General features: G+C 38.3%; 17 protein-coding genes and 1 other RNA gene. 7 read left to right on the top strand and 11 right to left on the bottom strand.

Going from position 1 to position 22,754, the window contains the following annotated elements; all coding sequences use genetic code 11:
* Positions 1–23 precede the first annotated feature (23 nt).
* Genes OLM56_RS07850 through OLM56_RS07840 form a run of 3 tightly spaced genes read right to left on the bottom strand, consistent with a single transcriptional unit; the run spans position 24 to position 4,984 of the window.
* Positions 24–755, bottom strand: coding sequence for an EF-hand domain-containing protein (locus OLM56_RS07850; RefSeq protein WP_264528906.1), 732 nt, complete (start codon positions 753–755; stop codon positions 24–26).
* Positions 756–809: 54 nt separating this feature from the next.
* Entirely contained in the window at positions 810–3,275 is a 2,466-nt protein-coding gene (locus OLM56_RS07845) for a TonB-dependent receptor (protein ID WP_264528905.1), read from the bottom strand.
* An 11-nt stretch (positions 3,276–3,286) separates the two neighbouring features.
* The gene (locus tag OLM56_RS07840) at positions 3,287–4,984 is read right to left on the bottom strand and encodes a M23 family metallopeptidase (protein ID WP_264528904.1); all 1,698 of its coding nucleotides are present in this window, start codon (positions 4,982–4,984) and stop codon (positions 3,287–3,289) included.
* Between the two features lie 185 nt (positions 4,985–5,169).
* Here OLM56_RS07840 and OLM56_RS07835 point away from each other — a divergent pair, with 185 nt between their 5' ends.
* The 4 genes from OLM56_RS07835 (at position 5,170) to rny (ending at position 7,535) form a co-directional block, all read left to right on the top strand.
* Positions 5,170–5,460, top strand: coding sequence for a hypothetical protein (locus OLM56_RS07835; protein WP_264528903.1), 291 nt, complete (start codon positions 5,170–5,172; stop codon positions 5,458–5,460).
* Positions 5,461–5,465: 5 nt separating this feature from the next.
* Entirely contained in the window at positions 5,466–5,759 is a 294-nt protein-coding gene (locus OLM56_RS07830; protein WP_121376653.1) for a cell division protein ZapA, read from the top strand.
* A gap of 55 nt (positions 5,760–5,814) precedes the next feature.
* Positions 5,815–5,920, top strand: a non-coding RNA gene (ssrS, locus tag OLM56_RS07825) — 6S RNA.
* Between the two features lie 49 nt (positions 5,921–5,969).
* Positions 5,970–7,535: a ribonuclease Y gene (gene rny / locus OLM56_RS07820; protein ID WP_121376654.1), complete on the top strand. Its 1,566-nt coding sequence runs from the start codon at positions 5,970–5,972 to the stop codon at positions 7,533–7,535.
* A gap of 53 nt (positions 7,536–7,588) precedes the next feature.
* Here the strand turns inward: rny and OLM56_RS07815 are convergent, their stop codons facing one another.
* The 3 genes from OLM56_RS07815 to xerD all read right to left on the bottom strand — a co-directional run bounded on the left by OLM56_RS07815 (position 7,589) and on the right by xerD (position 10,483).
* The gene (locus OLM56_RS07815; RefSeq protein WP_121376655.1) at positions 7,589–7,987 is read right to left on the bottom strand and encodes a two-component system response regulator; all 399 of its coding nucleotides are present in this window, start codon (positions 7,985–7,987) and stop codon (positions 7,589–7,591) included.
* Positions 7,974–9,497, bottom strand: coding sequence for a PAS domain-containing protein (locus OLM56_RS07810; RefSeq protein ID WP_121376656.1), 1,524 nt, complete (start codon positions 9,495–9,497; stop codon positions 7,974–7,976). The genes OLM56_RS07815 and OLM56_RS07810 overlap by 14 nt, the downstream gene beginning before the upstream one ends.
* Positions 9,498–9,583: 86 nt before the next feature.
* Positions 9,584–10,483, bottom strand: coding sequence for a site-specific tyrosine recombinase XerD (gene xerD / locus OLM56_RS07805; protein WP_264528902.1), 900 nt, complete (start codon positions 10,481–10,483; stop codon positions 9,584–9,586).
* Positions 10,484–10,558: 75 nt separating this feature from the next.
* Here xerD and OLM56_RS07800 point away from each other — a divergent pair, with 75 nt between their 5' ends.
* Positions 10,559–11,188 (top strand): porin family protein, encoded by a 630-nt coding sequence (locus OLM56_RS07800; protein WP_264528901.1) that lies wholly within the window; start codon positions 10,559–10,561, stop codon positions 11,186–11,188.
* 214 nt (positions 11,189–11,402) lie between these two features.
* Positions 11,403–12,020, top strand: a complete 618-nt coding sequence (locus tag OLM56_RS07795) for a porin family protein (protein ID WP_182494038.1) — start codon at positions 11,403–11,405, stop codon at positions 12,018–12,020.
* Between the two features lie 72 nt (positions 12,021–12,092).
* On the opposite strand, the gene OLM56_RS07790 is transcribed toward OLM56_RS07795, so the two are convergent.
* The 5 genes from OLM56_RS07790 to OLM56_RS07770 all read right to left on the bottom strand — a co-directional run bounded on the left by OLM56_RS07790 (position 12,093) and on the right by OLM56_RS07770 (position 20,645).
* Positions 12,093–16,961: a GEVED domain-containing protein gene (locus tag OLM56_RS07790; RefSeq protein WP_264528900.1), complete on the bottom strand. Its 4,869-nt coding sequence runs from the start codon at positions 16,959–16,961 to the stop codon at positions 12,093–12,095.
* Between the two features lie 328 nt (positions 16,962–17,289).
* Entirely contained in the window at positions 17,290–18,603 is a 1,314-nt protein-coding gene (locus tag OLM56_RS07785) for an ABC1 kinase family protein (protein WP_264528899.1), read from the bottom strand.
* Between the two features lie 4 nt (positions 18,604–18,607).
* Positions 18,608–19,276 (bottom strand): TetR family transcriptional regulator C-terminal domain-containing protein, encoded by a 669-nt coding sequence (locus tag OLM56_RS07780; protein ID WP_264528898.1) that lies wholly within the window; start codon positions 19,274–19,276, stop codon positions 18,608–18,610.
* A 177-nt stretch (positions 19,277–19,453) separates the two neighbouring features.
* Complete coding sequence (locus OLM56_RS07775) at positions 19,454–20,149, bottom strand: OmpA family protein (protein ID WP_121376662.1); 696 nt, start codon at positions 20,147–20,149, stop codon at positions 19,454–19,456.
* A 19-nt stretch (positions 20,150–20,168) separates the two neighbouring features.
* Positions 20,169–20,645, bottom strand: a complete 477-nt coding sequence (locus OLM56_RS07770) for a lipocalin family protein (RefSeq protein ID WP_121376663.1) — start codon at positions 20,643–20,645, stop codon at positions 20,169–20,171.
* A 184-nt stretch (positions 20,646–20,829) separates the two neighbouring features.
* Here OLM56_RS07770 and htpG point away from each other — a divergent pair, with 184 nt between their 5' ends.
* Positions 20,830–22,716: a molecular chaperone HtpG gene (htpG, locus tag OLM56_RS07765; protein WP_264528897.1), complete on the top strand. Its 1,887-nt coding sequence runs from the start codon at positions 20,830–20,832 to the stop codon at positions 22,714–22,716.
* Positions 22,717–22,754: the final 38 nt, after the last annotated feature.

The raw sequence follows: 22,754 nt of genomic DNA, 5'->3' as shown, positions 1-22,754 counted from the left end.
ATCACTTAGCTTGGGGATTTTTTTTAGGCTCCGTTGTTTCCAATCGGATCATATTTTTCAGTTTTCCAATCAGGAGAAAGCAATTCTACATAATAATAATGCACTAAATCGTCTTTATCAAAAGCTCCATTTTTGTTAATGTCTTCGATAGTCCTGTAATACAGCCTATTTTGGGCTTCAACAATATTCCAATCAATCAATTCTTGGTAATCTTCTGAAAGTTTGTGGAAATGCTTTCCGTTAAACTCGCTGATGTAAAGGCATTTGATATCGTTTGCATCTAATTTTCCGTCTTTATTCGTGTCCATATCGACCAAAGAGTAAACCAAAATCTGCTTTTTGGTCTTATCTGAAATCGTATTTAGGAAAGTCACCGTCTGCATTTGTATTTTCTTATCCGTAAGCGGTTTCAAGGCTGTAGAATCAATATGCTGGAATTTCAGGTTTTCAAAATACCCCGTGAGTTCAAAACGGTTGTAATTTGAAATCGCGTAGCTTACAGAATTGGTCTTGCTCGTACCGTAGGTCTTTGTGTTTCCATCATAGATACGAACATCACCAATGGCATGAATCAGATATTTGGTGCCTTCCATATGAATCGGAAGATCAGCAATTTTTATCTGTGAAGAATCTGCTTTTGCAGTAACTTTTTCAGGCTTCGTATCATAAATCACCTTCGGAGTTTCCTTCTTTTCTTCGCAGCTAGCCAAACAAGCTATTGCTACTGCTAGTATATATATTGGAAATTTTCTCATTTCTTAAGCTTAAATAGTCATTCAAATATAAAGATAAAACTTCAGAATTTCAATTTATAATCTTGCCGTCAGCTTAATATTGAAAACCCTTGTGGTCATATAATTCGGAATTCCGTACTGTACCTTCGTATAAACATCTCTAACCCAAGTATTTGTTATTGCATTTTGGTTATTGAATAAGTTGAATATCTCCAATCCCAAAGACAAATCTTTGAATTTCTTCAGCCAATGTCCGTCAGGTCTTGTTTCGTTTTTCTCTGTAAAAACATAGGAAAAACCTACATCTGCCCTGCGGTAATCACGCAAACGGCTTTGGTATACATACGGATCAGCATACGACGGAGAGCCGCCTGGCAGGCCAGTATTGTACACAAGGTTCAGATATAATTTCAGGTTAGGAATGTTTTTCACATAATCTTGGAACAAGATGCCGAACTTCAATCTTTGGTCTGTTGGTCTTGCTATGTAACCGCGGTCGTTTATATTTTCTTCTGTTTTCATGTATCCGAAACTGAACCAAGATTCGGTGCCAGGAACAAATTCTCCGTTCAAGCGCGCATCAAAACCTGTCGCATAGGCCTTGGCATCGTTATTAGCGCTGTATCGGATTCGTACGTTATCAAGCGTATAAGTATTGACATCTGACATTGATTTATAATAAGCTTCCGTGACCAGCTTAAATGGTCTTTCCCACATCTTGAAACTGTAATCATTGCTCAAGACGACATGTATCGATTGCTGTGCTTTCACATCTGGATTTACCAAACCGTCAGCACCACGGAGTTCTCTATAGAATGGCGGCTGGTGGTACAAACCTCCCGACAGGCGGAAGACCATATCGCTTTCCCAATCAGGTTTTATGGCAAATTGGGCTCTTGGGCTGAAAGTCGTCTGATTTTTTCCGTCTATATCATCTCCAGAAACTTGCCAATTGTGGGCTCTTACGCCGAAGTTATACCAAACATCATGGCTTCCAAGCATGCTTTTCTTGCTCCATTGTACATATCCAGAAAGCCTGTCGATTTTTGTATAATTTAAGGCTCTTACATTTTGATACGGCACTAATGGTCCAGTATACGGATTGTACGGCTGATCGCGAATTGGCAAATCAATAATCGGCGGATTTAATGAAAATCCTGCAGAGTCGATGACTTCCCACTCCACAATCCTATCGCGAATATCCTCACGGGTATATTTGAAGCCCCACTCTATCTTATTTTCGTTGATGTTATGGAAACCCTTTACTTCGGCATTTACGATCAACGCATCCAGATCATTTCTGGCATGGTTTAGCTGGGAACCGATTTCTTGTGTGTAGACGATGTCTCCTAAATTTCCAGAGCCAATATTGGTGTCCAATTCGCCAAAGCTATAATCGGCTTTGATATCGAAATATTCTTGTTCTTGGGTATGATAGGCGGAAGCAATAAACTTCAATGTGAAATCTTCGCTTGCCTTAAAAGTTGTTTTTAAAGCCCCGAAATAAGTATCGTATTGATCTTTTTCTTGTCCTTGATAAAATACCAACAATGCTTTCGGATCATCAATCGTTCCGAAATTGGTCTGTCTTGTCAAAGGCTCGTAGTTGTATTTGTTTTGGGAAATATTTCCAAGAAAGCTCCATTCCCATTTGTTATTCGGATTATAGGTCACATACGTCTGTACATCTGCAAACGTAGGCCTGAAATTGGTCTCTGTTTCCTGACTGTTTACGAAAAGACTGTTATCTCGGTAACGCACTCCTATAATCGCGGCCCATTTTTGATTTTTTGAAGCGGTTTCGACCATCAGGCTTCCTCCTAGAAAACTAGCTTCTAGAGAAGCACCAAAGCTTTTAGGTCTTCTGTAGGTAATATCCAATACAGACGACAGTTTATCACCATACTTGGCCTGAAATCCTCCGGCAGAAAAATCTACGTTCTGAATCATGTCGGTATTGGTAAAACTCAATCCTTCTTGCTGGCCCGAACGAATCAAAAAAGGACGGTAGACTTCAATTTCGTTTACATACACTAAATTTTCATCATAATTCCCGCCTCGGACAGCATATTGCGTACTTAATTCGCTATTGGAATTTACACCCGGCAAGGTTTTCAAAAGATTCTCAACACCTGCGTTGGCACCAGGAATCAATTTTATGTCTCGAGGAGCAATATTGGTAATTCCTTCTACTCTTTTTCGGTTGTTATAAATTTCGACAGTACCGATCATCTCAACCTTTTTGCTTAAGACAGGATTGAATTCAAAATCTTCGTTAGGCTTCAACTCAATATCCAAAGAGGAACTTTTATTTGCTAAATGCGAAAAAACAATTGTTATTTTTTGGTTGGCCGGAACGGTCAGTATGTAAAATCCATTTTCGTTAGAAGTCGTCGAGGTATTTTTATAGCTGACATCTACATCTTCGACTGGCTGGTTGTTTTCATCTAAAATAACACCTTTAATTCTAGCGGTCTGTGCGAATGCGGCAAAGCCTATAAAGAAAAAAAGGACTGCAAATAAATTATTCTTTGTTTTCAAATTATACTCTTTTATTGTTGTTGACTTCTAAAAAAATGCGACTCAAAGGTAGTAGAATTTCCCATATTATCAGAAACAACTATTTTTAAATCATTTCGCCCTTCATCGGCGATATTGTCCTCAAAATTATACGAAAGCTTTTTAGTTTTGTAATCGTATTCCAACAAAATCCATTTTCCGTTCAGATATCCGTTATATTCTGCTATTCCGGACATGTTATCCGAAATATAAATTTCTAGGAATTGCTGCTTGCTGATCCATTTACCTTCTACAAAATTCGGATTGCTGATTTTCGGCGCAATCGTATCCCTTGCTAAAACGAATTCACCTAAATCTTTAGTATACGTCGTAAAAATATTTCCTTTTCGATAGGTCTTATTATAGCCAAGACGCTTTCCTTCCTTGGAAGCAATAAACATTTTTGCTTTGTCAGCCTCGGAAGAAACTGCATCTTCAAAAGTTATGGTGATATTATTATGCACAGGAACAGTTTCATTATGGAGATACAGCACCGTGTCTTTTACATCAAAATCAAGGTAGAAATCTTCATAAAAAGTCCCGGCCGGAACAAAAACAGTAACATTGTCTTTTGCATAACTATTGTCTTTTCGTGCTTTTAGAAAAAAGCCGGAGCGCTTTTCTTCCTTCGGAACTGTTATCGGCAAGGATGAATATTGAATTGGAATGTTGATAATGCTCTTGTTTTTATTAAAATCAGAAACTTCAACTTGAAAATTCTGATAAAGATTAGGAAGCACTTCAACCATCCCATAAGTATTGTTAGACGTTATGATACTCAAAAGATACGGCTCGACCATAAAAAGCTTTTGCACCCTTTGACCGGTCCTCTTGAATCTAGAATAGTCAATCAGCGCATTGATGTAACGTCCTTCATCAAAAGCAAAAGAATCAAATTGGTAACCGAAAAAAGGTTTTCCGTTACACAATCCTTGCACTTTAAACACGCCATTTTTATTATAGCTGTTGTCAAAAAGATCGTAAGTATTGACACCGAATCCTATTTTTCCGTTGGCAACAATTTTTTCGGCGATGTAGCTGCCGTCTTTCTGTAGCGAAAGATTGACTTCCATCGGCCGCTGCATCTGGTTTACGCTAGAACTGTCGCCGATAGGATACACCACAAGATTATTAATTACAGGAGGCCTGGTATCTTTTATTTGTATATCGAATCCAAAAAACATTGGATTAATTATTTTTTCTGTTTTTGAATCACGAAATTCAAAATGCAAATGCGGTCCGCCCGATCCGCCAGAATTTCCGGATAATGCGATAATATCTCCCTTTTTAACCACAAGTTCATTTTCTGTAGGAAACATTTCGACTTCAAATGCTTTTTGAGCGTATTGGGCTTTTTTGATATACGCCTCGATTGCAGGGGAAGCCTTTTGAAGATGCCCATAAACAGTAGTATAGCCGTTGGGATGTGTAATATAAATAGCTTTTCCGTAGCCCCATGTAGAAATTTTTATTCGGGATACGTAACCGTCAGCCGCCGCATAGACATTCAATCCTTCTTTTTGCTGCGTCTTGAAATCAAGTCCGGTATGGAAATGATTTCCTCTCAATTCTCCAAATGTTCCAGATAAATAAAGTGGGATATCCAAGGGAGAACGAAAATAATCTTTTGGATAGTCGTTTTGTCCAAAAACCGTGAGGGTAAATAATAAAAAAATTAGGCTAAATCGCATAGTAAAGGTTTTTGCTAATATAAAAAAAAGAGTGAAGAAAATATAGAATTTTCCGAAATTATAACTCCTTATTTTACAAATTATTACAACAAAAGGTTCGATTAAAAAGATAATTTAAGGAAAAATATTGCAATATTTAAATAGGAATAGTAACTTTGTAAATTATGTAATGAATATTGACTCCAATGAGTGAAATTGCGCAAATCATTGATACTCTTGAAAGCAGGCTTGAAAAACTCATCACAAAAATTGAGGGTTTGGAAAAAACATCACGCGAACTGCAGCAAGAATTGAATCAGGCCGCAATAGTGATGCAGAAACAGTCGAAAGAGATCGAAACGTTGAAATCACAGCATGACACACTCAGAATAGCCAATTCATTATTAGGCAGTGAAGAAAATAAAAGAGATACAAAGCTTAAGATAAATTCATTAATCCGTGAAATTGATTACTGTATAGCACAGCTTTCAGATTAGTAATTATGGACGAAAAGCTTAAAATTAAAATATCAATCGCAGACAGAGTCTACCCCTTAACAGTAGACATGTCACAAGAAGAAGGGTTGCGAAGCGCTTCCAAAAAGATTGATTTAATGATTAAGCAATTCGAAGAGAATTATGCGGTTCGTGACAAACAGGATGTTTTGGCAATGTGCGCCTTGCAATTTGCATCGCAATTAGAGCAGAAACAAATCGATTCTTCGACAGATAATGTTGAGGCCAACGAAAGACTGAAAAAGATTAATGATTTATTAGCAAGCTATCTAGATAAATAAAAAACGTTCTTTAACATAGACTAAAATACTGCCTACATTAGTTCATATTTGGTAAACTCAACACTAACAAATTAAAATGAGCAAATCATCGTTACTAAAGCAAGCTGCCTTGAGCAGATCCTTGAACAGCGAGTTAGCTCAAAACTTGTCTTAACGAGTTTATACAAGCAATCTAATGTAGGCTTTTTTTATATATAAATTTCAACAAACATGGACAGTACATTAATTATAATTATTTCAGGAATCGTAGGCATCGCGGCAGGTTTTGCTATTGCAAAAGTGATGGAAAGGAGCAACGTTTCTAACCTGATAAAAAACGCCAAAAAAGAGGCCGCATCGATTTTAAAAGATGCCAAAGCAGAAGCCGAAACCAACAAGCAGCACAAAATCCTGCAAGCAAAGGAGAAATTCATCGAACTTAAGTCAGAGCACGAACAAGTGATCTTGGCTAGAGACAAAAAAATAGCAGAAGCAGAAAAAAGAACAAGAGATAAAGAATCTCAAGTATCGAATGAACTGGCAAAAACCAAAAAGGCGACCGATGATCTTGAAGCAAAAATCAACGATTACTCTAACAGAATCGAATCGCTAGAAAAAAAGCAAGCCGAAGTAGACAGATTACACAAAAGCCAAGTAGAACAGCTTGAAGTTATCTCTGGATTGTCTGCCGAAGAAGCGAAAAACCAATTGGTTGAAAGCTTGAAAGCTGAAGCAAAAAGCAGCGCTATGTCGCACATCCAAGAAACGCTTGAAGAAGCCAAGCTTACGGCACAACAAGAAGCGAAGAAAATCATCATCAATACAATTCAAAGAGTCGGTACAGAAGAAGCTGTCGAAAACTGCGTTTCTGTATTCAACATCGAATCGGATGACGTAAAAGGACGAATCATCGGCCGTGAAGGTAGAAATATCCGAGCTTTGGAAGCAGCAACAGGGGTTGAAATCATCGTTGATGATACTCCAGAAGCCATTATCCTTTCTTGCTTTGACCCTGTCCGCAGAGAGATTGCTCGTTTGGCATTACATAAATTGGTAACTGACGGACGTATTCACCCTGCTAGAATCGAAGAAGTAGTAGCCAAAACCGCTAAACAAATTGATGACGAGATTATCGAAGTTGGTAAGCGTACGGTTATCGATTTAGGAATCCACGGATTACACCCAGAATTGATTAAAGTGGTAGGACGAATGAAATACCGTTCTTCTTACGGACAAAACTTATTACAACACTCCCGTGAAGTTTCTAAGCTTTGTGGAATCATGGCTGCTGAATTAGGACTGAATGTTAAACTGGCAAAAAGAGCCGGATTATTACACGATATAGGAAAAGTGCCTGATACGGAAAGTGATCTTCCACACGCATTGTTAGGTATGCAATGGGCTGAAAAATATGGCGAGAAAGAAGAAGTATGCAATGCAATTGGAGCGCATCACGACGAGATTGAAATGAAATCATTGCTTTCTCCGATCATCCAAGTTTGTGATGCTATTTCTGGAGCGAGACCTGGAGCCAGAAGACAGGTTTTAGACTCATACATCCAACGATTAAAAGATCTTGAAGATATTGCTTATGGTTTCCAAGGAGTGAAAAGCGCCTATGCGATCCAAGCAGGTAGAGAATTGCGTGTTATCGTAGAAAGCGAAAAAGTTTCTGATGATAACGCCGCAAACCTTTCTTTCGAAATCTCACAGAAAATACAGACTGAAATGACCTACCCTGGACAAGTAAAAATCACAGTTATCAGGGAAACAAGAGCTGTAAATATTGCGAAATAATTTACAGAATACATCTAAAAAAAAAAGCTCCTCAAATAAATGAGGAGCTTTTTTTAGTTTAGGAATATCCTACAGATGTCTTCAAGACAGACAGGCTTCAGGAAATAGTCTTTTACTTCGTTAGGAAAATCTTTGGCCTTATTCAAATCGAAAGGGCTATTAGAAGAGCTTACCATATAAATTACGGTTTCCTTATTCAGCGATCCTTTGATCTTTTGGAATTCTTCCAGAAACTGCCATCCGTCCATTACTGGCATATTGATATCCAAAAGAATCAGGTCTGGTAACGTAGTCCCGTTTTTGGAATTTTCTTTCAGGCCTTCAATTGCTTCCTGCCCATTTTCAAAAAATCGTGAATTGACCTCTATATTATTCTTTTTCAATAAATTTTTTAATATAAAATGGTAGATTTTATCATCATCAACCACGAAAACATCATTAAACTTTTTCATTAAAATATATTTTAAATGCAGTTCCTTCCCCCACTTTGCTTGTAACTTCAATTTTTCCACCCATGGCTTCGACCTGATTTTTTGTTATAAAAAGGCCAATTCCTCTAGAATCCGGATGCTGATGAAACGTCTTATACATCCCAAAAAGCGAATTCCTATATTTATCCAAATCTATCCCGAGTCCATTATCTGAAATCGTCAGGACTTTTTTCCCTTTTTCATACGTCAGCTGATAGGTGATTTCCAACTGTCTGTCAGGATGGGAATATTTGATCGCATTTGTCGTAAAATTCAAAAGAATACTTTCCAAATAAGCCGGGTTATAATTTATATACACGTCATCCGGAATCAGGCTTATGATTTTTACATTATGCTTATTTATCTTTTCGCTCAGAACATTCAGCGTTCTCTGAAAAAACTCATTCAGATTCAGGTTTTCTCGAGCAATCTTTATTTCTGTGTGTATGCTGACCAATTCGTTCAGATGTTCTATTGTCTGCGTCAATTCATTCGAAATTGTTCTCAGGTGTAACAGCGTTTCTTCACGTTCTTGAGTATCCTGAATATCGTCAACTAGATCAAGAAGCATCGTAAAATTCCCAGCATGCGAACGCAAATTGTGCGAAACGATATGAGCGAAATTCAATAACCTGCTATTCTGTTCGCTTACGATATCAAGCGTTTTTTTCAACTCATCTTCTCTTTCTTTTTGAGAAGAAATATCGGTATGTGTTCCGATAATCCTTAACGGCTTCCCGGCTTTGTCGCGTTCAATTACCTTACCGCGGTCGAGTATCCACTTATATGTTCCTTTTCGTCCTTGTACCCTATGCAGATTTTCATAAACTGCGGTCACTCCTTTTAAATGCATGTCGATATCCGAAAGATATTCTTTCCTATCGTCAGGATGCACTTTTGAGGTACAGTTTTCAAACGAATTGATTCCTTCTTCTTCATCAAGATCAAGAATTTTCATCGACTGTTCAGAATAGAAAACCGTATTGTTTTGAAGATTCCAATCCCAAACACCGCCCATAGAAGCTTCTAGCGCAAATTCAAAGCGTTTTTCAGATAAGATCAGTCGTAATTCTTGTTCTTTGTTTGCCGTAACATCGGCAATACGTCCATAAAATACGACACTCCCATCTTCTAAAGCTTCTGGTTTTGCCGAGCCTTTCAGCCAGCGGATTCCTTTTTTCGGAAGCAGAACCCTATATTCATGGTTCCATCTTGTTAAGGTATCCCTTGATTTTAGGACTGATTTTAAAAATCCTTTTACGTCTTCCTTAAGAATGCGATCTGTTATCACGACTCCGGCATCATGCTCAAGATAATCTTTTTCGAACCCGTAAATCTCCATAGCGGAGTGGCTTACAAATGGCATACTGTAAGTATTATCCTTTTCAATTTTAAACTGAAAAATCAGATCTGGAATTTCTTTCAGAAGCTTTTCATAAAATTGATTCGAAGTGTAAGATTCATCTGAATTTACGTAATTCTCGAATGGCATTAAAGGTTAACATATTGGTTAGGTGGCACAAAAGTATATACCAAAATGTCAAATCCATATAGGAAAAACACAAAATCGTTTAACGGTTATTTTCTTGGATGAAATGCATTCATAACTTGGGTAAGATGCCTTCTGTCGAGGTGTACATAAATTTCTGTAGTTGTAATCGATTCATGTCCAAGCATCAATTGGATTGACCGAAGGTCTGCCCCATTTTCTAAAAGATGGGTAGCAAAAGAATGCCGAAATGTATGCGGGCTGATTGTTTTTTTAAGATTGATTTTTACCGCCAAGTCTTTGATTATCGTAAAAATCATAGCCCTTGTTAACTGTTTTCCTCGTCGGTTGAGAAACAGCGTGTCTTCATGACCTTTTTGAATGGAAAGATGCGATCGTATCGAAGTCTTATACATATCGATATACTTCTGCGTAAGATTTCCGATTGGGACAAAACGCTGTTTGTCGCCTTTCCCTTTTACTTTTATAAAACCTTCTTCAAAAAACAGGTCCGAGATTTTGAGAGACACTAATTCCGAAACCCGCAATCCGCAGCCGTACAGCGTTTCCAACATGGCCCGGTTTCTTTCGCCTTCGTTGGAAGACAAGTCTATCGCGCCAATGATCTTGTCAATCTCATCCGTTGACAATGTATCGGGGAGTTTTCTGCCTATTTTGGGGATTTCTACAAGTTCCATCGGATTATCGTTTCTATAATCTTCAAAAATCATGTAGCTGAAAAAACTTCTCAATCCCGAAATGATTCTTGCTTGCGAACGAGGATTTACCGTTTTCGAAATATCGTAAATAAATTGCTGTATCACTTCTTCAGAAATAGCAACAGGACTTACATTTATCTGATTTACAGAAAGATAAAAAACAATCTTTTCTATATCAAACGTATAATTGTCAATCGTATTTTTTGATAAGCCGCGCTCAATCTTCAAAAAAGATTGGAAATTTTTAATGTATGTCTCCCAGTTTGCCATTTGCCGAATGTTGCCGAATTACTATGCTGGCATAATAAATGTACTTATTTGTCTACTAACAAAAATAATCTAATTATGAAGCTATTAAAAATTATTTCGACAAATGTGCTTTTGATTGCCGGAATGCTATCTTTTTCGACTCACAAAGTACAGGCCCAATCTGATGGCTCATTTAATAAAGCTGGATTTGGAGTAAAAGGCGGTCTGAATTACGCCACGATTACAAAAGGTGACTTTGATGAAGGTCCTGATGCAAGGACGAGTTTTTATGTAGGTGCTACGGCTGAAATTCCGCTGATAGATGATTCCTTTTCGATTCAGCCCGAAGTTATTTATTCAAGACAGGGTTTTGAAAGGAATTATTCTTTTTTAGGAAGCGATTATACTGCGGAATACCAATTGGATTATATCAATGTTCCGGTATTGGCAAAACTGTACATCGTAAAAGGATTTAGTGTTGAAGCTGGTCCTCAGTTCGGATTCAAGATTAATGAGAAAATTGATTTGGATGCTGGCGACGACGATGAAGGAAATGATTTGGATGAAGTAAATGATTTCGATATGGGATTGGCAGCAGGCCTGACTTTTCAATTTGACGGAGGTTTGTTCATTAATGGAAGGTACAATCACAGTTTTAATGAAGTTATCAAAGATTCTGATGCTAAAAACTCCGTTATACAATTCGGATTGGGATATAAATTTTAACATTTCCCATTTCTCGGCCAAGTTTAGATAGTATGAGATTCAAAAAACAATCAAAAGTTTATATTTAAACAAAAAAATATTACATAATAACCATAAATAATAAACTTTTATACTTAAAATAGTTAATTTTTTGTGAATTATGAAATATTTAGAATTTTAAGACCATTCTTAAATCTAAATTTGACTTACAAACCTTAATTAAAAAAAGAAGATTATGAAGCTATTAAAATTAATCACAGCAGGCTCAATTTTATTGACGGCTATGACAGCAAACGCGCAAGAAGCAGACAACACGACGAGCAGACAACCTAGCTTGGGCGTAAAAGGTGGTGTAAACTTTGCCACCGTTACTGGAGATGATTTTGACAGTCCAGACTCTAGAACAAGTTTCCACGTAGGTCTTGTTGGAGAATTACCATTGGCAGATATTCTTTCGCTTCAGGTGGAAGCATTATATTCTGGACAAGGTTTCAAGTCTGATATTGACGGAGGGCTTATAGGCGGCGATGGAAAAGTAGAATACCAACTTGATTATATTAATGTGCCTGTGTTAGCGAAAATTTATGCTACGAGAGGTTTAAGTTTTGAGGTCGGACCACAGTTTAGCTTTAAGGTAAACGAAGAAATCGATTCTGATGCAAATGACGACGGTGGCGATTTAGATTTAAATGAAGCCAAAGACTTTGATTTCGGAATTGCCGGCGGTATTACTTTTCAAACCGACATGGGACTTTTCGCAACCGGAAGATACATTTATGGCGTAACCGAAATTGTGGAAGATACAGACGTAAAAAACTCTGTTTTTCAAATCGGTATTGGATATAAGTTCTAATACAATCAAAAAGCTATAAAAGACAAAGCCTTTGGAAATTCCAAAGGCTTTCTTTTTTAATTAGTTTCAAGTCTAATAAATTATTTTCTTGGCAACTTTTGCTCCTTCAGCAGTGACTACCTGAACAATAAGTACCTGTTCTGTCGGAGGCAAGCTTTTGATGATGGTTTCCTTAGCATTGATTTTCTGGCCATCAAATAATAGCCTTCCTTGAATATCAAAAACTTTGACTTCCTCAATTATGGCTAATCCAGCATTTACCACAACACTTTTGTCTTTTTTATAGATAATAATGCTTTCTGCATTAAATTCTGGAACCCCAAGTGCGTCATTCTCATACACAATCTTGAACCTGCTATCGAACGTTCCTATGTTAGATGTGAAACTGTAAGGACCCGATTTTAAATCATGGATAACATTCAGAAGATTGTCTTTTAGATAGATATCTTGAGTTACAAATAATCCGTCCAACATGTCAAGGCTAATTGTGAAGGTTCCTGCAATAGTAGCCTTGATGCCCAGATCTACACTATCAGCTTCATCAAATGGCAGTGCACGTCCTTGTATGGCTAGCTTTTGGGCATTGTTCAGCGAATAAATAGAAACATAATTGCCTCCAAACAAATTGCCATCAAAACCTCTATCCAAACCATTCGTAGCACCTTCGATATATCCGATCAATGTTTGATTAAAAGCGCCTTGGTTATTTCGTATGTTTAGCCAAAACCTGTTCTTTTCGATTCCTGAATGAGTGGTATTGCCATGAGGATTCGGGTTTCTAAAGAACTGATTATTTTCGTCTTGAACGCGCATGTCGTTTATAAATCTGACTGGAACATTCCCAAGACCTCTTACAAAAAAGGCTTGACCAGAAGCCAGGTATTTTGTCGGCGTTGTAGTATTGAAATTATTGCTGATTTCAGGGTGCAACGGATCTGGAGTCGCAGGCGAAGTGGCAACACCACCCGAAAGATTATACGTTGCATAATCATTAGCCGTATAATTGTAAGTCTGGTCGCCAGGAATTGCGTTGCTTGGTGCCGAATTATGCGTCCATAAATAAATCGTTCCGTCGACAGCCACGATATTATCCGGATGCGATAAAAATTCATCTATATCTAAAGCAGATGGATACGGATTTCCTATCAAGTTCCATTTATAATCGGCTGGCAGTATGCTCGTATTTCCATAAACAGGAATTGAAATGTCTGCATTATTAGGAATCCCCTCGAATGTCGCAATATAAGGTATAGCTGCCGTAGTAGAAAAACTTTGCGGTGCCCTTACGATATACCCTTTAGCATCAAGCATTGTGGTATTGCCATTCATGTGGGTTACCCAAGCTTGGCTCACTGGATTCCAGCTATAATATTTGTCTGCTAATGTGGTAGGCGACAAATTGTGTAACGTCTGTCCTGCAACTGGAGATGACCAATACGTAAAGTCAAGCCTTTTCATTGGCTGTGTATTGCGTTTTGCCTTGATGATTCCGATGTTTGTGTTAGCCGTTCCTGCTGTCTGTAAAAGACTTGCGGTATCCTCGAGAGTAAAGGTAGCCGCTGGTTTTATCCTTACCTGATTTGCAATGGTAATCGTATTATCAGCATTAATAACAACATTCCCACTATTTACTTGTAAAAGACAGCCCGAAAGATCTCCTGTAGAGCTATAATTGCCGTTAAAGATTATCTTCTCTGTGCCAGTTATCGGCGAGGTTCCAGTACTCCACGAAGTACCATTCCATATATTAGAATTTCCTGAAATGATGGAGGTATCGGTTGCATCGCAGCCAGAACCGTTTGTTACAGTTGCAGTATAGGTTTGCGCCGTATCAGGATAAGCATATACCCTAGCACTATTTCCTCCTGTATAAGGAGTCGTAAGCGCTGCATCTGTGTATAATCCTGTAACAGGCGTCCATGCTACTGGTGAAGGAACAGAAGTTCCGGTGATTCGAATATCGTCAATATTCCAACCATAATTCCAACCCGAATAATACCTGAACCGGACTCTTAAATTAGGCTGATTAATATAAGCTGACAAATCAATATTCACTGTGGAAAAATTTGTCGGAGCTCCTTGATCGCTTGTATAGGTCTGTAATGCAGTCCAGACTCCATCTAAATCTCCATCGGTATTGACTTCAATAATAGCTCGGTCCGGTGCCTCATCATTCACATATTCGTAGTAATGCCTGAAGTTAAGAGCCAAAGAAGTATAATTATACGTACTGATAGCACCGCTCATGGTCAGGGCGTTATTAGAATAACCAAATAAATCATAAAAAGAATCAATTGCTCCAAAATTGCTTCCCGAACTTACTGTTTCATAGCTTATATACTCACTTGGACTTTCTTCAATATACCAATATCCATTTGCTGAAGATCCATAATCTTGAAGCATCATAAGCGTAGATGTAGACACTTCAAAATCTTCGTAGAAAAGCGTATCTGTTGTTCCAGAGTTACTTCCAGTTGCTACCAACTCGATTACGCCGTCGCATAAATTCGCAGCAGCTGGAGTTACAGAAGACGCTGGGGAAGAATAAATAAAGGCATTTACCGGAAATCTAGGGCTTTCGCAAATTCCATTATAGGCCGTCACGTAATAGGTTTTTGTAGTTGTCAATGAAGGCGTCACAAAAGAACCTGTAGTTGTGGTTGCAACGGGACTACCGCTGCTTATGTATTCGTACCATCTGTATTGTGTTGTACCCGAACCTCCAACAGCCGTCAAAGTTACTGTTCCGGGACCGCAATGTTGCCCAGAAGTCGCTGTAACCGTAAGCGTACAGGTCGGGATTACGGTAATCAGGTAATCTTCTACTTCTCCATTGTTGAAAGTAGCTTGGCACGGATTATTGTTGGCATTTCTTGCCAATTTTATTCTCAATCGAGTCGTGCCAATAGTTGCGCCGGCCGGAACAGTAATTGTCAAGCTATAGGTGCCACTTCCTGCAGCGGCAGTTGGTCCCGCTACGACTTCTCCTGCATCGGCAAAGTCGCCATCCTGATTCCAATCTGCAAAAAGGTAGATGCCATCATTATTATGGCCGCTTGAAGTTGTCACTCTAATTGTCGAGGTAGCTGTTCCTTGCATTACAGAAGCAATAGACCCCAAACCAGTATAATCCGCATAATTTGACTGTGTTGTCGTATTGGTAAATCCTCCGGAAACTACTCTTGAAATATATTCGTTGTTGTTGGTCGATGTTGAAGCACAATAACATATGGTAGCACTTGTAGTAAAACTCCAGGCCGTTGGCGATCCTGCTGTAGCTCCGCAAGCATTCCTTGGCACGATTCTCCAGTAATAAGTAGTCGACGCTGCTAATGTGCCTGTGCTATAGCTGTTTGTTGTCACATTGCTTGTTACAAGGGCCGGTAAACTTCCTGCGCCAAAATAAACATCATAAGAAGTAGCGCCAGTCACAGCAGTCCATGTTATAGAAGTTGTCGCTCCTGTTCCTGAAAAGCAAACACCAGTAGCGGCATTAGCTGGCGATGGTCCTGATGCAGTTCCTGGCAAACTATTAACTGTAACAGCCAGACTTCCTGATCCTGTACTCCAGCAACCCGTAGTATTATTTTGGGATCGAATATAATACGTTCCACCAGTCGTTACAGTATACGTATTACCGCTGTTTGCAGTAGATGTCCCTGTTGCTGTTGTCTGCCAATACCAAGTCTGTCCGGCCGGAGGGGTCCCTGATCTTGTCAATGTGACTCCAGGAGAAGTACATTGTGGAGAGTTGCTCGTCGGGTTTCCTGGATTAGCAGGCAAAGCATTTACTGTAAATGCCGTACCGAAGGTCGTTGTCCCTCCTGGCGTGGTAACGCTTACATTACCTGTTGTTCCTGTACCTATTGTAACGGTAATCGAAGTTGCCGTATTGTTCGTAATCGTTGCAGCGGTTCCACCAATAGTTACACTAGAAGCACTGGACAAGTTTGTCCCTGTAATTGTTAACGAACTTCCAACACAGCTGCTGGTTGCACTTAGGTTTGTAATTGTTGGCGGTGTTGAAGTAGTAACACATATCGTAAAACCACCCTGACCGATTGCATTATCATAATTATACAACCTCACATAATAAGTAGCTCCAATGGTCAAACCTGTAGCTGTAATAGTTTCAGAACCTGTTCCTGTTGTATTATCTGAACATGCTAAATTTGTCCCATTACATGCTCCAGATCTCAGTTCTAATACTATGTCATCTATTCCAGAAGTAGCTGCAGGAGTTGCAGTTATAATATGTGAAGTACTGGTGGCTACAAATCTATACCATACATCATCGTCTGCATTTCCTGTAAATCCTCCACATGATATAGCCGCAATACTTTGAGTTGCTCCTACAGTGGTGCCTGTAGTTGATACCGAGCACGTTGTTCCTGTATTAATCGTTAGCGTATTGGCAATATTACAGTTGTTGTTTGTTAAAACTACTAAAGATGTAATATTCATGGCATTGGTTGCACTATTCCCAATTCTAATAAAATAGGTATCTCCTACGGTCAGCGCAGTTAAACCTAATGTCTCCGTTTGACCACCATTTGCCGTAGTAGTATTTGCACAGCCAATTTGGGTTAGCGATGCACATGTACCCGAATAGGCATATAAGACTAGATTTCTGTTAGAAACAGTTACGACTATCCGCGCTTCAGAACTTGTAGCCACGAATCTTACCCACCCATCACTTTGGAGAGTCTGCCCATTACATACGCCTGCTGTAGGGTCATTTAATACAGTATCATTGATATTAGTAAGGGCTCTATATTCAGTATTTACCGAAATAGCTGTTGCAGTAGCACAACTTGCTCCTTGCCCAAAACTTTTATGCGCTGTAAAGAAAACAAGCAACACCAAAATCAACTGAAGAATTTTTGTGCATGAGTAATTTTTAATTTTATCAATTGATAAATTATTGTAATTATTTTTCATAGTCTAGGGGTTTAACATCGAAATTTATAATAAAACCAAATGTTTTTAACATAAATTCAAACCCATAAAAGCATTTTCACAATAATTACGATTAACTACATTTCCATATCGTTCAACTACAATATTTGCCTCTTCCTGTTGATAAGTTTTTTTAATTTTTGGACAGAAAATAAAGAAATCAAGTAAGATTAAACCTACTTATCGCTATTAAAATCGTCTAATAAACACATTTACAAGAGAAAAAGTTACATTTTTCATAAAAAAATAAGAGCGATTTCCCAATTTGGAGAATCGCTCTTACCACCTAACCAACCATTAAAAACAAAAACTAATTCTTCATGTATTTTTTATAATTCTCAGTATCGATTCTCGCCTTCAAATCGTGCAGCAAGCTATACAATCCGAAGAAGGTCCTATTGATATACAAAAAGTGTTTCGAGCCTCGATTACCATTCATTTTTCGTAGCTTCGAATCTTTGCTGTATTCTTCGCTGAGCTGTGCCATTTCGCCAAAAAATTCTTCATCAGAAAAATCAAAAGCTTCCCTTTGAAAAGGCTTAGTGAACAGATGAAGCAATTGGTGGAACAATTGAGAGAAATAGGCTATCTCTTCTTTTGTATCATCATGTCGCAAGATTTCCAATTCATATAATTTCTCTAAGAAAAGCACCGGATTATCAATAATTTCAGGCTTAGCTAGTTCAAAATAAGGAACATAAAAATCTTCGGGAACGTGTTTTATACAGCCAAAATCAATTGCAATAAGATTGCCTTCTCCATCAATCAGAAAATTTCCTGGATGCGGGTCGGCGTGAACTTGTTTTAATTGGTGCATTTGGAACATATAAAAATCCCATAACGCCTGCCCGATCTTGTCGCCTTTAGCTCTATCTTCATTGTGAGCCGCAAATTCAGACAAATGTTCGCCTTCCATCCAATCCATCGAAATAATCTTTTTAGAAGATAGTTCGGGATAGTATTTCGGAAATTTCAAATTAACAATCTCACTACAGGCTTCCGCAATAGCAACGCCTTGTCGCAGTTCCAATTCATAATCGGTCTCTTCTAGCAACTTGTGTTCTACTTCTTTAAAATAGCGTTCAGAATCCTTGCCTTGCAGATTAAACATCTTGATAGCAAATGGTTTTACGATTGCCAAATCAGAACTGATGCTATCCGCTACGCCCGGGTACTGGATTTTTACAGCCAGCTTTTTGCCGTCTTTTGCAGCCTTATGCACCTGGCCAATACTTGCAGCATTTACTGAATCTGGCGTAAACGAATCATACAATTCTTCGGGAAATATGCCCAGATATTTCTTGAACGTTTTTCGTACCAACGGAGCTGACAATGGCGGTACAGAAAATTGTGCCAATGAAAATTTTTCCACGTAAGCTCTTGGCATGATATTTTTATCCATACTCAGCATCTGCGCTACTTTCAAGGCACTTCCTTTCAAGTTTTTCAAGCCGTCATAAATATCTTCTGCATTATTTTCATTCAGCTTTTCTTTCGTCAGGGAAGGATTTACGATTTTTTCGCCATAATAAGCGATATAATTACCGCCAACTTTGAATCCGGTTTTTACCAGCTGTCCGGCCCTTTCGATCTTATTTACAGGTATCTTGTCTAATGTTTTCATATTCTTATGCTCTTTCTTTCCAGATAAATTTTCCCAAATCAAACAGGCTTTCTAGCGGCGTCGTATCCAATATGTCAAAAGTTGCTTTTACCGCTTTTTCAATCATGATATCGGTCTTTTCAAATCCTTTTGATGTATCTTCCAGCCAAAACTTCAAAATAAATAAGAACTGAAGCCAAGCACCTTCAGAAAAAACCGGCCTTGTGATTTTTTTCACCTTGCTGTCTTTTTCGGTTTCACCTGACTTTAATATATCTACGATATAATCTTTAAAATGGTTTCGAAGCGATGCCAGCTGTTTTAAATTGCGGAGGCCTTCTTTGTTGTCTTTCAACGCATAAAAGATATAACTCCTGTTCAGCGTCAGGATTTCGAATAGCGTAAAATAAAGCGATAGCAGTTTATTCCTGTTTTCATAGCTTGCGTAATTGGAATCCTTTTGCAACATACCGATAGCGTTATCAAAAAACTTGACCCAGATAGCTTCCTTTACAGCATCTAGCGAATTAAAGAAGGAATAAAAATCTGCTTCTTCTATCGTGTGCTCTTTGCAAAAAATGTGTACATTTTTTGGAGCCTCGTTCTTTTCCAGAACCGCATTCATATAGAGTCCGATCAATTGATCGTCATCAATAAGCTGCTTTTTTGACTTTGGATTCTTTGCTGTTGCCATGATTCTTTTATCTTTTAGATTGTACAGTAAAGATACGTTTCAATTATTTCTGAAACATATAAACATCTGTTAAATATCTTTCAAAAAAATTGAACTATTCATTTCACAACCAAATAGATTCAGGCATAAAAAAGGCCGCCTTTTCAGACAGCCTTTTAAAATTTATGATTTCAAAATTTAGTTTTTCACCTCATTTTGGGCATCTTGTACCATTTTTTGGTTTGCCGTGATGGCAAATTCCACACGACGGTTTTGTGATCTTCCTTCAGGAGTATCGTTTGTCGCAATCGGATCAGCAATTCCAAGACCTGTAGTATTAAATCTTGAAGCCGAGATTCCTTTGCTTGTTAAATAATTTTTTACAGAAGCTGCTCTTTCTCCAGACAATTTCAAATTGTAATCCGCTGGACCAGTACTGTCTGTATAACCATAAATCTGGATATTCGTGTCAGGGTATGAGTTAAACACAGATACCAATTTATCCAAATTAGCTTTTGCAGTTGCTGTCAAAGTAGATTTGTTCGTATCAAAACGCACAGCATTTTCATTCAATGTCAATTTGATTCCTTCACCTACTCTTTCTACCTCAGCACCTGGCAGGGCATTATCAATTTCTCTTGCCTGTTTGTCCATTTTGTTTCCGATAACGCCACCGACAGTTCCACCGACAACGCCTCCAAGAACAGCTCCAAGAGCCGTATTCCCGCCTTTACCTAAATTGTTCCCTAAGACACCACCAATTACGGCACCTGCCACAGCACCGATTCCAGCGCCTTTTTGGGTATTATTTGTGTTTTTTACAGACTCACAGCTCGTAAAAAATGTACCTACAGCAAATAGGCATGCCAATGAATATATTGCAATTCTTTTCATATCGATTATTGTTTTTGGGTTAGTTTACTTTTGTAAATTGATATACGACATCTGTCAATTTTCCTCCTACATCAATCTTGTCAATCAATTGGAATGAACTTTCAGTCTGGTTAGCGACTGCCAATACATAACCGTCTCTGACTTTTTTTGCTTTTTCGCCAGCGTCAAGAACCTTAAGAACAAATTGTCCGTCTTTGTTAACGAACCATGTGATTGGCGAACTGAATGCTGGACATCCCGTTTTGGTCAATGCCATTTCTCCTTTATTATTATTAGAGATAAATTTCCAAGTACTTCCTACAAAACATTGAGAATCTGCAAGCTGGAATGAATTTACCTTAATGTATTCTGAGCCCGGATAGTTGACAGAGCTAATAACCCAATTTCCTTTTATCGCAACTTGCGAAGACCTATCCGTCTTGGTGTTTGTTATCGATGAAGTTTTGCAGGATGCAAATAGCACGGCAAATACTCCTAATAAGATTAATTTTTTCATAGATTGGTATTTTTAAAGTTTATTACACTACAAATATACAATGGAATGATTTTGAAATGTTAAAATTTCAATTTTATTATCTTAAAATTAACAATTCAGCCAATTTGTCATTCCAATACTATTTGGTATTCTATTTGAAAATAAAAATCTCGAAAATAATTAACAATATTAATATCAATAGTTTATGACAACAGGAAAAATTAATGTTTCGGTAGAAAACATTTTCCCGCTTATCAAAAAGTTTCTTTATAGTGATCATGAGATTTTCTTGCGCGAACTAGTATCGAACGCTACCGATGCTACCTTGAAACTTAAACATCTGGCAAACATCGGCGAAGCGAAAGTTGAATATGGAAATCCGATTATCGAAGTAAAAATCGACAAAGAAGGAAAGAAAATCCATATCATCGACCAAGGTTTGGGAATGACAGCGGAAGAAGTTGAAAAGTACATCAACCAAGTAGCTTTCTCCGGTGCTGAAGAATTTCTTGAAAAATATAAAGATTCTGCCAAAGATTCAGGAATCATCGGACATTTCGGTCTTGGATTCTATTCTGCATTTATGGTGGCAGAAAAAGTCGAAATCATTACCAAATCTTTTAAAGACGAGCCTGCCGCGCATTGGACATGCGACGGAAGTCCAGAGTTCACGCTTGAACCTGCTGACAAAACTTCTCGCGGAACAGAAATCATCCTTCATATTGCCGAAGATTCTCTAGAGTTCTTAGAAGAAGGGAAAATTTCAGGCTTGTTGCAGAAATACAATAAATTCATGCCCGTTCCAATCAAATTTGGCACCAGGACAGAAACGCTTCCAAAACCAGAAGATGCTCCAGAAGACTATACAGCCGAAACTATTGAGGTAGACAACATCATCAACAATCCGAATCCGGCTTGGACAAAACAGCCAACCGATCTTACGGAAGACGATTATAAAAATTTCTATAGAGAATTGTATCCGATGCAATTCGAAGAGCCGCTTTTCAACATCCATCTAAATGTAGATTACCCTTTCAACCTGACAGGAATTCTGTATTTCCCAAAAATGACAGGCGATCTGCAGATTCAGAAAGATAAAATCCAGCTGTACCAAAATCAAGTCTATGTAACGGATAATGTAGAAGGAATCGTTCCTGAATTCTTGACGATGCTGAAAGGCGTTATCGATTCGCCAGACATTCCGCTCAATGTTTCGCGTTCGTACCTTCAGGCTGACGGCGCAGTGAAAAAGATTTCCAATTACATCACTAGAAAAGTAGCCGACAAGCTAAAATCGCTATTCACTGAAAACCGTGAAGATTTTGAACAAAAGTGGAACGACATCAAAATCGTATTGGAGTACGGAATGCTTTCTGAGCCTAAATTCTATGAAAAAGCTGGCGCATTTGCCTTATATCCTACGGTAGATGATAAGTATTTCACGCTTGACGAACTAAAAGAAAAGACAAAAGATGCCCAGACCGATAAAAACGGAAATCTTGTGATTCTTTATGCTTCTAACAAAGACGCGCAGCACAGCTATATTGCCGAGGCCAAAGCCAAAGGCTATGAAGTACTGCTTTTAGACTCGCCGATTATCTCGCATTTGATCCAAAAGCTGGAAGCTGACAACGAAAAGCTGACATTCACACGTGTAGATTCGGATCATATCAACAACTTAATTAAAAAAGACGAAGAAACGATTTCTAAGCTTTCTGAGGAAGAAAAAGAAAAATTGAAAACCGAATTGGAAAGTGTTATTTCAGATAAGAAATACTCAGTTCAATTGGAAGCATTAGACAGCCAGTCGGCACCATTCGTAATCACGCAGCCAGAATTTCTGCGCCGTATGAAAGAAATGAGCCAAACCGGAGGTGGCGGCATGTTCGGAATGGGGAATATGCCAGAAATGTACAATTTGGTGGTGAATACCAATCACGAATTAGCCTCCAACATTTTAAATTCTACTGACAAGTCGCACCAAGAAGCTTTAGTGAAACAAGCTCTAGATTTGGCAAAACTATCTCAAAACCTATTAAAAGGCGAAGAGCTGACCGCTTTTGTAAAGAGAAGTTTCGAACTGATCAAATAGTTTTTAGATTACTTATAAAAAGCAAACCTGCAAGTAAA

Origin of the sequence: Flavobacterium sp. N2550, assembly GCF_025947265.1 — a bacterium.
Classification (GTDB): Bacteria; Bacteroidota; Bacteroidia; order Flavobacteriales; family Flavobacteriaceae; genus Flavobacterium; species Flavobacterium endophyticum.
Note: the sequence above shows the minus strand (reverse complement) of the source record. Positions and strands in the feature narration are given on the sequence as shown.